Origin of the sequence: Rhodococcus sp. IEGM 1351 (assembly GCF_030056875.1) — a bacterium.
Taxonomy (GTDB): Bacteria; Actinomycetota; Actinomycetes; order Mycobacteriales; family Mycobacteriaceae; genus Rhodococcus_F; species Rhodococcus_F opacus.
In genome coordinates this window covers 497,247-507,825 of sequence record NZ_JASHKU010000001.1, presented here as the reverse complement: position 1 = coordinate 507,825, position 10,579 = coordinate 497,247, and the positions used below count along the sequence as shown (strand labels likewise).

General features: G+C 67.2%; 8 protein-coding genes. 1 reads left to right on the top strand and 7 read right to left on the bottom strand.

Going from position 1 to position 10,579, the window contains the following annotated elements; all coding sequences use genetic code 11:
• Positions 1 to 1,325: 1,325 nt before the first annotated feature.
• The 6 genes from QM806_RS02385 to QM806_RS02360 are packed head-to-tail and all read right to left on the bottom strand — an operon-like array spanning position 1,326 to position 9,412.
• Positions 1,326 to 3,269, bottom strand: coding sequence for an acetoacetate--CoA ligase (locus tag QM806_RS02385; RefSeq protein ID WP_169695900.1), 1,944 nt, complete (start codon positions 3,267 to 3,269; stop codon positions 1,326 to 1,328).
• A gap of 48 nt (positions 3,270 to 3,317) precedes the next feature.
• Positions 3,318 to 4,163: an HpcH/HpaI aldolase/citrate lyase family protein gene (locus QM806_RS02380; RefSeq protein ID WP_283290199.1), complete on the bottom strand. Its 846-nt coding sequence runs from the start codon at positions 4,161 to 4,163 to the stop codon at positions 3,318 to 3,320.
• Positions 4,160 to 4,645 carry a MaoC family dehydratase gene (locus tag QM806_RS02375; protein ID WP_005239560.1) on the bottom strand — a complete coding sequence of 162 codons (486 nt, stop codon included), beginning with the start codon at positions 4,643 to 4,645 and terminating at the stop codon, positions 4,160 to 4,162. Before QM806_RS02375 ends, QM806_RS02380 begins: the two co-directional genes overlap by 4 nt.
• On the bottom strand, positions 4,642 to 5,802 hold the full coding sequence (locus tag QM806_RS02370) for an acyl-CoA dehydrogenase family protein (protein ID WP_005253824.1): 1,161 nt from the start codon (positions 5,800 to 5,802) through the stop codon (positions 4,642 to 4,644). The genes QM806_RS02375 and QM806_RS02370 overlap by 4 nt, the downstream gene beginning before the upstream one ends.
• Positions 5,799 to 7,808, bottom strand: coding sequence for an acetyl/propionyl/methylcrotonyl-CoA carboxylase subunit alpha (locus tag QM806_RS02365; RefSeq protein ID WP_283290245.1), 2,010 nt, complete (start codon positions 7,806 to 7,808; stop codon positions 5,799 to 5,801). The genes QM806_RS02370 and QM806_RS02365 overlap by 4 nt, the downstream gene beginning before the upstream one ends.
• Before the next feature lie 14 nt (positions 7,809 to 7,822).
• The gene (locus QM806_RS02360; protein WP_054245394.1) at positions 7,823 to 9,412 is read right to left on the bottom strand and encodes a carboxyl transferase domain-containing protein; all 1,590 of its coding nucleotides are present in this window, start codon (positions 9,410 to 9,412) and stop codon (positions 7,823 to 7,825) included.
• A gap of 115 nt (positions 9,413 to 9,527) precedes the next feature.
• Here QM806_RS02360 and QM806_RS02355 point away from each other — a divergent pair, with 115 nt between their 5' ends.
• Entirely contained in the window at positions 9,528 to 10,133 is a 606-nt protein-coding gene (locus QM806_RS02355; protein ID WP_005253821.1) for an SACE_7040 family transcriptional regulator, read from the top strand.
• 107 nt (positions 10,134 to 10,240) lie between these two features.
• On the opposite strand, the gene QM806_RS02350 is transcribed toward QM806_RS02355, so the two are convergent.
• Entirely contained in the window at positions 10,241 to 10,510 is a 270-nt protein-coding gene (locus QM806_RS02350; RefSeq protein ID WP_005575191.1) for a GlsB/YeaQ/YmgE family stress response membrane protein, read from the bottom strand.
• Positions 10,511 to 10,579 lie beyond the last annotated feature (69 nt).

The window sequence follows — 10,579 nt, the reverse complement described above, 5'->3', positions numbered from 1 at the left end:
CGCGTGTTGCGCGAACCAGATGCCACGCTGCGCAGCCGACAGCGGAAACGCTCCTTCCGGAGCACCACTACTACCCGCTGCTTGTCCCGACCCCAAGGGTTACTCCGTTCTCGAACGCGTGGCGACTGCCGCCTGTGTCTTTGGTGATTCGTAGCTCTCGGTCCCACGGACTACGTCGTGGGCCGGTCTTCCGATGAACGCCATCACATGAACAGGCCTTGCCGGTTCGAAGCATCTCGCGGAGGGGGGACGTGCCGGGCATGGGACGCCCTGCGCTGATCGAAGAGTTCCACCACACTCGGAGTCGATGTCAGACGATCGTCCGAAACCCGATTGCCTGCGACGCTGAACACTCCAAGGCCCTTACATCCCGAACTACTTACGGTGAGCGGGTTCATACGTGGCTCCGTTCTCTCATCGATCCAACAAGCGGCCACCCAATCGGTGCTCGTCATCCTCCGAGTCGAGAGCCGAGTCTACGGCGCTGGTGGAGGAGCGAAACATCGTCGCGATCATTGCTTCGGCCTCCTCTCGCTCGGTGGTGACGATTTCGGTTCGTACGGTTCTGCGGTAGCGCCGGGAATTACATCGGTGTCGGATCCGCTCCCGTTACCGGCGCCGGTGTGACGTACCCAACCCTCGATACTTCCAGAACCAGGCCTGAATTCGATCTTCGACGCGCACATATTCAACAGGGAGAACCACATTCCAGGCACTGCGTACACCCAGAACGTGGATACCGTACCGAGGGTCGGAATTTCGCCAGGTGTACAACTATCGTATCCAGTTTCATGTTCCGCCTCCCGACTGTTATCCGTGCACGGTGCAATCGATCTGGTGACCGACCGCGGCGTTGAACACTCACTGCCCCCCGTGACCGCAGTTTTTGCCAACCACCGTGTCTACCAAAGCGCCGCGCAGGTCTCAAAACGAAGAGCGCCCGGAGTTGCGCACAGGGAATAACCGACCAGGTCCGTCGCGGATCCGCATCGAACGAAAACTTGGACGCTCAGTCAGCACCCGGGCACCATCAGATCGCCCGCTGACCTGCCACGAGGACGCGGAAGCACGGCCCCGCCACAGAGGTGCGAATCGACGGCACCCCGGGGGTATCCCAGTATCTGGAACACCCTCCCGCTGCGCGACACTGCCGATGTCCGATTAGTCGCGTTTGCCGCGGCGCGACCGATCGCAGGCAGACGGGAGATTTCTCACATTCGCCGATGCTCGGGCGTCGGATCGCGCGCCTCTACCGGCAAGCAACCAAAGTAAGACTAACCTAACCATTGTCGCCCAACGACACTGACATCGACGGACTCGCAGGCTCAGCGTCCGTGCCGCGCGAACCAGTCGAGCAGGTCGGGGTCGTCCACGGCGCTGCGGTCCACCGTGCGGCCCGCGTCCGCACCCTGGAATATGCGCTTGAGAGGCACCTCGAGTTTCTTGCCGGTCCGGGTGTGCGGGATGCCGGGAGCCTCTATGATGTCGTCGGGCACGTGCCGGGGAGAGGCCTGCTCACGAATCGCTCCGCGGATACGCTGCTTGAGCGCGTCGTCGAGTTCCGCCCCCTCCGACAGGACCACGAACAGTGGCATCCAGTATCCGCCGTCCGCCAGGTCGACACCGACGACAAGCGCCTCGGCAACCTCCGGGAGCTTCTCCACCACCTGGTAGATGTCGGCGCTACCCATCCGAATTCCGTTGCGGTTCAGGGTAGAATCCGACCTTCCATGCATCAGGACGGTCCCGCGATCGGTGATCGTGATCCAGTCGCCGTGCCGCCACACTCCGGGAAACACATCGAAATATGCTTCACGGTAACGCTTTCCGTCCGGATCGTTCCAGAACGACACCGGCATGGACGGCATCGGCGCAGTCACGACCAGTTCACCCACCTCGCCTCGCACCGGCCGACCCGACTCGTCGAACGCGTCGACGGCGACACCCAGACACGGGGCGGACAGCTCCCCCGGCCAGACCGGCACAGTCCGCGCTCCTCCGACGAACGCCGACACCACGTCGGTCCCACCGGTGATCGACACGACGGGAACCCTGCGACCGACGTTCTCGGACAACCACAGTGACGACGCCGCAGGCAGCGTGGACCCGGTCACCCCCACCGCGCGGAGCGCGCTCAGGTCGTGCTCTCGTACGGGAACCACCCCCGCCTTGTCGCACGCGAGAACATAGCCGGGACTGGTGCCGACCACGGTCACACCCAGACGTGACACCAATGCCCACAACGCATCCGGCGTAGGAAACGACGGGCTTCCGTCGTAACAGACGATGGTGGCCCCCACCAGCAGTCCCGCCGTCTGGAAGTTCCACATCATCCAACTGGGACTGGTGTACCAGAAGAGGGTGTCGTCGCGACCGATGTCGAGTTGGAGCGCGAGCGACTTCACGTGTTCGAGGAGAACGCCGCCGTGACCGTGCACGATGCCCTTCGGCAGGCCCGTGGTTCCCGAGGAGAACACCACCCACAGCGGGTGGTCGAACGGGACGGCCACGGACTCGAGTACGGCGTCCCGGCAGGCGGCCTCCGCCCAGGTGAGGGTGCCGTCGACGACGGCGTCCGGATCGAGACGCGGCACGACCACCGTGAGGGCCAGCGACGACAATCCGCCCCGCAGGTCGGCCGACGCCGCGAGCCGATCGTGTTCCTTGCCGCCGAACCGGTAGCCGTCCGCGGTGATCAGCGCTTTCGGTTCCAGTTGACCCAGGCGATGGAGCGCGGCAGGCGCGGAGTAATCCTGTCCGCACGCGGCCCACACGGCGCCGAGCGACGCCGTGGCGAGGAACGCGACGACGGCCTCGGGAATGTTGGGGAGGTAGCCGACGACCCGGTCACCGACTCCGACTCCGTGCTCGCGGAGAGTCGCGGCGAGGCCCGCCACCGCGGACCGCAACTCGTCCCACCCGACGGAGATGCCGGTGGCGCCCTCACCCGCGTACAGGATCGCCGGTGTGCCGGGGCGGGCGTTCCGGAAGACGTGGTCGACGTAGTTGAAGGTCGCCCCGGGGAACCAGACGGCACCCGGCATCGCGGCGTCCGCGAGGGCCGGTCCGGGGTCGGTGGCGGACCGGATCTCGAAGTAGTCCCACACGTCCTGCCAGAACGCCGCCGGATCGGCGACCGACCAGCGCCACAGCGCCCGGTAGTCGTCGACCCGGACGCCGTGACGCCGGGCGACGAAGCGGGCGAAGTCGGTGACGACCGCGTCGCGCACGTCGGATTCGGTGGGCACCCATTGCGGATCGGCAGTCATGGGCACCATCTTCCCCGAGAGCGCGGCCGTCCCGCGCTCTTTCGCCGCCTACCGCGGGGACTCGGACGTGCTTTTCCCCTTCGACTCGGCCTGGGAACGGCGCAGGATCGCCTCGGCGTGACGCAGGACCGGCGCGTCCACCATCTTTCCCTCGAACGCGAAGACTCCTCGCTCGTCGGCGACGGCGGCGAGAACCCGCGTCGCCCAGTCGACGTCCTCGTCGGACGGCGCGTACGCCTCCCGGATCACCGCGACCTGGCTGGGGTGGATGCCCACCTTGATGTCGAATCCGACGGCGACGGCGTCGACCGCCTCGGCGCGCAACCCGTCGAGGTCCTTGATGTCGAGATAGACGGAATCCAGGGCGAGCCGGTGATATGCCTTGGCGGCCAGCAGTGTCGACGACCGCACCTGGGTGGCGACGTCCCGGTAGCTGCCGTCCTCGCGGCGACTCGAGTTACCGCCCATCGCCGCCACGAGATCCTCGGCGCCCCACATCACGCCGATAGTGCTCGCCGCCAGCGCGATCTCGCTCACCGCGAGCGCACCGAGCGGCGACTCGACGAGGGCGATCACCTCACGCGGCGCCAGCGACAGCACCTGGTCGGCGGACTCGCACTTGGCCAGCATCAGCCTCGTGTAGCGGGTGCCGTCGAGTGCCAGCAGATCGCGCTCATGGTCCTCGGTCCCGACCGGATTGACCCGCACCACCGTGCGATCCGGATCCAGCGGGGTGTCGATCAGGGCGACCCGTGCCGCTTCCTTGTCCGCGGGCGCCACCCCGTCCTCGAGGTCGAGGATCACGACGTCGGCTGCCGCAGCCGCCTTCGCATACCGTTCGGGCCGGTCGGCCGGGCAGAACAGCCAGGCGGGCCCGGGCAGTTCCCAGCTCATGACGGCTTCTTCTGAACGAGGGTCTTGCGGACCGCGATCGCCACCACGTCGCCGTTCTGATTCCGGCCGGTGTGTTCGAGCGTGACGATGCCCTCGCCGGGCCTGCTCTTCGACTCGCGCTTGTCCGCGATCTTCGTCTCCGCGTACAGCGTGTCGCCGTGGAACAGCGGCTTCGGGAAACTGATCTCCGAGAACCCCAGGTTCGCGACGATGGTCCCCTGCGTCAGTTGCGCCACCGACAACCCGACCAGCGTCGAGAGGGTGAACATCGAGTTGACGAGGCGCTCACCGAACTGGGTGTTCTCGCTGTACGCGGCGTCCAGGTGCAGTGCCTGGGTGTTCATCGTCTGCGTCGTGAAGAGGACGTTGTCGGCCTCGGTGACGGTCCGGCCGGGACGGTGCTCGTACACCGCTCCCAGCTCGAACTCCTCGAACCACAGGCCCCGCTGAACGATTCGCTTCGGTTCGGTCGTGGCGGTCACAGGCCTGCCTCCCGCGCGATCAGCATCAGCTGCACCTCGGTGGTGCCCTCGCCGATCTCCAGGATCTTGCTGTCGCGGTAGTGCCGGGCCACGGTGTACTCGTTCATGAATCCGTAGCCGCCGTGGATCTGGGTGGCGTCGCGGGCGTTGTCCATCGCGGCCTCGGAGGCCACGAGCTTGGCGATGGCGGCCTGCTTCTTGAACGGCTTGCCGGACAACATCCGGGCGGCGGCGTCGTAGTACGCCGTGCGCGCGGTGTGGGCGCGCGCCTCCATGCGGGCGATCTTGAACGCGATGGCCTGGTTGTGTCCGATGGGCCGTCCGAACGCCTCCCGTTCCTTGGCGTACTTGACCGACTCGTCGACGCATCCCTGGGCGGCTCCGACGCTGAGCGCGGCGATGGCGATGCGTCCCTCGTCGAGGATCCGCAGGAAGTTCGCGTACCCGCGGCCGCGCTCGCCGAGCAGATTCTCCTCGGGAACGCGCACGTCCGAGAACGTGAGCGGGTGGGTGTCGGAGGCGTTCCAGCCGACCTTGTTGTACGCCGGCTCGGCAGTGAAGCCCGGCGTCGACGTCGGCACGAGGATGGTGGAGATCTCCTTCTTGCCGTCCTTCGTACCGGTCACCGCGGTGACGGTGACGAGCTTGGTGATGTCGGTGCCGGAGTTGGTGATGAACTGCTTGTTGCCGTTGATGATCCATTCACCGCTGTCGAACTTCGCGGTGGTCTTCGTCCCGCCGGCATCGCTTCCGGCGCCCGGCTCGGTGAGCCCGAACGCGGCCAGGCTCTTGCCGCTCGTCAGCTGCGGCAGCCACTCCTGCTTCTGCTCCTCGTTGCCGAACCGGTAGATCGGCATCGCACCCAGCGACACGCCGGCTTCCAGGGTGATCGCGACACTCTGGTCGACCTTGCCCAGTTCTTCGAGTGCCAGGCAGAGGGCGAAGTAGTCGCCGCCCATTCCGCCGTACTCCTCGGGGAACGGCAGGCCGAACAGGCCCATGTCGGCCATCCCCGACACCACCTCGTACGGGAACGTGTGGTTGGCGTCGTGTTCCGCCGCGACCGGTGCCACCACGTTCTTGGCGAAGTCGGCGACGGTCTTCGCCAACTGCTGGTACTCGTCGGGAAGCTGGCCGGTGGCAAGGAATTCGGTCATGACGCGTCTTCTTTCGTGTCGGTGGTGTCGGTGTGCGGGGTGACTCGTGCGAGCAGCTGGTCGACCATCACCTGGTCACCGGGTGCGACGAGGATGTCGACGACGCCGTCGACGGGGGCGGTGAGCGAGTGCTCCATCTTCATCGCCTCGACCACGACGAGCGTCTGGCCTGCGGTGACGTGGGCGCCCGCCTCGGCGCCGACGGCGATGACGGATCCGGGCATGGGGCTGGTGATCTCGGCCTCGCCGGCGTGGACGTCGCCGGTGCGGACACTGAGTTCACGGACCTCACGCAGCATCGTGGTGCCGTCGGAACCGGCGAGCCAGATGTGCCCGTCGGTCTGGGCGACCCGGTAGGTCTCGCGTCTGCCGTCGATCACCACGGAGAGCGTGGCTGCGTCGAGCGCCGCCGTCAGGGACAGGGTGTCGCCGTCCTCGACCTGCGCGGTGGCCTCGGACGGACTGCCCGTGATGCGCACGTGGTCGGTGCGGGTGGCGGAGGACAACCGGATGCTGGTGGGCGCGGGAACCCCGACCCGCCAGCCGCTGGGAACGTCCCACGGATCGGCCTGTGCCCGCTCGGGCCAGCGCTGCAACCAGCGGAAAGCCGCAGCGGCGATCAGGGTGGCATCGGTGGCCTCCGCGGCGACGAAGTCCTCGAGCCGTCGGTCGAGCAGACCGGTGTCGAGGTTGCCGGCCACCACGTCGGGATCGGCGAGCAGGAAGCGCGCGAACTCGATGTTGGTGACCACTCCCAGCACACCGGTGCCGGCCAGCGCCCGGTCCAGCTTGCGCAGCGCGCCGGCGCGGTCGTCGGCGTGGGCGATGACCTTCGCCAGCATCGGGTCGTAATCGCTGCCGACCACCGTGCCGGGCTGCAGCCCGGAGTCGACCCGGACACCGGGGCCGGCGGGTTCGACGACGTCGGCCACGAGTCCGCCGGTGGGGAGGAATCCGCGACTCGGATCCTCGGCGTAGACGCGGGCTTCGATGGCGTGACCGGTGAGGGTGATGTCGTCCTGGGTGAAGCCGAGCGGCTCACCGGCGGCCACTCGCACCTGCCACTCGACGAGGTCCAGGCCCGTCACGAGTTCGGTGACCGGGTGCTCGACCTGCAGCCGGGTGTTCATCTCCATGAAGAAGAACTCGTCGGGCTTGTCGGCGGAGACGATGAACTCGACCGTTCCCGCTCCGGAGTAGTCGACGCTGCGCGCCGTGTTGCAGGCGGCCTCGCCGATCCGGGCGCGTGTCGCCTCGTCCAGCAGCGGCGACGGCGCTTCCTCGATGACCTTCTGGTGGCGACGCTGCAGGCTGCATTCGCGCTCGCCGAGGTGGACGACGTTCCCGTGTCCGTCCGCGAGGATCTGCACCTCGATGTGCCGGGGCCGCAGCACGAATCGCTCGAGGAAGAGTGTGTCGTCGCCGAACGCCGACGCCGCTTCACGACGCGCGCTGCGCAGTGCCTCGGCGAGTGCGCCCGGCTCCTCCACCAGACGCATGCCCTTGCCGCCGCCGCCTGCCGACGGCTTGACGAGGACGGGGTATCCGATGTCGCCTGCGGCCGCGATCAGTTCGTCGTCGGACAGGCCGGGGCGGGCGATGCCGGGGACGACGGGCACGTCGAACTTCGCCACCGCGTTCTTGGCGGTGATCTTGTCGCCCATCACCTCGATGGCGTGAGCGGACGGACCGAGGAACGCGATCCCCGCGTCCGCGCAGGCCCCAGCGAACTTGGAGTTCTCCGACAGGAACCCGTAACCGGGATGGATCGCCTGCGCGCCGGTGGCCTGCGCAGCCGCGATCACCTTCTCGATGACGAGGTAACTCTCCCGCGCCGCGGCGGGACCGAGCAGCACCGCGGTGTCGGCCTCGCGGACATGCCGCGCGTCGCGGTCCGCCTCGCTGAACACGGCGACGGAGCGGATTCCCATGGCCCGCAGTGTGCGGATCACGCGCACCGCGATCTCGCCGCGGTTGGCTACCAGGACGGTATCTATCCGAGTCATTTCAGTCATTCCACTCACATCCGGAAAACGCCGTAGGAGACCGGCTCGACCGGTGCGTTCGCACACACCGAGAGCGCCAGTCCGAGAACAGTTCTGGTATCGGCGGGGTCGATGATGCCGTCGTCCCACAGCCTGGCCGTCGAGTAGTACGGATTGCCCTGCGCCTCGTACTGTTCGCGGATCGGCGCCTTGAACGCTTCTTCGTCCTCGGCCGACCACGGGTTGCCCGCGCTGTCGAGTTGCTCGCTGCGCACCGTCGAGAGCACCGACGCCGCCTGCTCTCCGCCCATCACGGAGATCCGGGCGTTCGGCCACATCCACAGGAACCGCGGCGAGTACGCCCGCCCGCACATCGAGTAGTTGCCCGCACCGTAGGAGCCGCCGATCACGACGGTCAGCTTGGGAACCCGGGCGCACGCCACCGCGGTCACCATCTTGGCGCCGTGCTTGGCGATGCCGCCCGCCTCGTAGTCGCGACCGACCATGAAACCGGCGATGTTCTGCAGGAACAGAAGCGGAATCTTGCGCTTGTCGCACAGTTCGATGAAATGCGCGCCCTTCATCGCGGACTCGGCGAACAGCACGCCGTTGTTGGCGACGATGCCGACCGGGTGGCCCTCGACGTGCGCGAAACCGGTGACCAGGGTCTTGCCGTACTCCGCCTTGAACTCCTGGAACTCGGCGCCATCCACGATCCGGTCGATGACCTCGTGGACGTCGTACGGGGTGCGCGGGTCGGTGGGGACCACGTCGTAGAGGTCGGTCTGCGGCGCCGACGCGGGGACGGCACTGATCACATCCCACGGCCGCTCGGCACGCGGGCCGAGGGTCGCGACGATGTTCCGCACGATCCGCAACGCGTCCTGGTCGTCCTCCGCGAGGTGGTCGGTGACGCCGGAGACCTTCGAGTGCAGGTCGCCGCCGCCGAGTTCCTCCGCTGTCACGACCTCACCGGTGGCAGCCTTCACCAGCGGCGGACCGCCCAGGAAGATGGTGCCCTGGTTGCGGACGATGACGGCCTCGTCGCTCATCGCGGGCACATAGGCGCCGCCGGCGGTGCAGGAGCCGAGGACCGCCGCAATCTGCGGGATGCCCTGCGCGCTCATCGTGGCCTGGTTGTAGAAGATGCGGCCGAAGTGCTCGCGGTCCGGGAACACCTCGTCCTGCCGCGGCAGGAACGCGCCGCCGGAGTCGACGAGGTAGATGCACGGCAGCTGGTTCTGCAGCGCGATCTCCTGCGCCCGCAGGTGCTTCTTCACCGTCATCGGGTAGTAGGTGCCGCCCTTGACGGTCGCGTCGTTGGCGACGATCACGCATTCCCGGCCGGACACCCGGCCGATGCCGGCGATGACGCCCGCTCCGGGGCACTCGTCGTCGTACAGGCCGTTCGCCGCGAGCGGGGAGATCTCGAGGAACGGGCTGCCGGGGTCGAGCAGGGTGTCCACTCGGTCGCGGGGCAGGAGCTTGCCTCGGCCGACGTGCCGCTCGCGCGACTTCTCGCTGCCGCCGAGCGCGGCCACGGCCAGCCTCGACTTCAGCTCGTCCACCAATTTCGTGTGCTCTGCCCGGTAGCCCTCCCGTGCAGTGGTTCCGCTCAGTGCCATCCTGCCGCCTTCTCGTCTTGACGCGCGTGCCGAGTGAGTTAATACTCGATAACTGAATCTAAGATAACTGTGATTAACTGAGTTGTCCAGACCACATCCGAGAAAGAGCAAGGCGATGACCACAGACGTCGACGGCGCCGAAGCGCCGATCACGCGCCGGGAGCAGATGAAGGCGGATCGTCGCCGCCAACTGCTCGAGGCCGCCGCCCGCCTCATCGCCGAACGGGGCTTCCTCGGCGTCCGCCTCGAGGACCTCGGTTCCGCAGCGGGAATCAGCGGCCCCGCCGTGTACCGGCACTTCCCCAACAAGGACGCCGTGCTCGTCGAACTGCTCGTCGGGATCAGCACGCGACTGCTCGAGGGCGGATCGCTCGTCGTCGCGGAGGCCGCCTCCCCGGAAGCGGCCCTGGAGGGTCTGATCGACTTCCACCTGGACTTCGCGCTCGGGGAACCCGACCTCATTCGCATCCAGGACCGGGACCTGGAGAGCCTGCCCGCCGAAGCCCGCCGGGAGGTCCGGCAGACGCAGCGGCGCTACGTGGAGATCTGGGTGAAGGTGCTTCTGCAGGTGGACACGTCACTGGACGAGACGGATGCCCGCACCAAGGCGCACGCCACGTTCGGGCTCATCAACTCGACCCCGCACAGCGCCGATCCCACCACCCCCTCGCGCACCCGGAAAGTGCTGCGCGACATGACGCTTCTGTGCCTGCGCCCGTGAGTACTTGTTAACCGCCCGCGGTTAACAAGTACTCACGGGCGGCGAAGCCGCAGAAGGGCCCCGCCCTGACCGGACGGGGCCCTCCTCGTGACGGTGCGATGTGCCGTCTACACCCTGTTCTTGCTCGTCATCGAGGTGTATCCGAGGGTCAGCACGGCCGCCACGGCGATGCTGATGACCCACCGGATCCAGTCGATGCCGCCGGTGTCTCCCTTGTCGAGGAGCCCCTCCCACACCCAGTACCCGATCAGCGCGCCGATGATGCCGAGCACGACGGTGATGACCCACCCCATCGCCTGCTTTCCCGGAATCACGAGACGCGCCAGAACGCCGATGACCGCACCGAAGATGATGGTGCCGATGATGTTGCCGACCATGGCCCTTGTCCTCTCAACACGCAATTCATGGTGCGAGCGGAAGGTCACCGCTCATCTCGAACATAACCA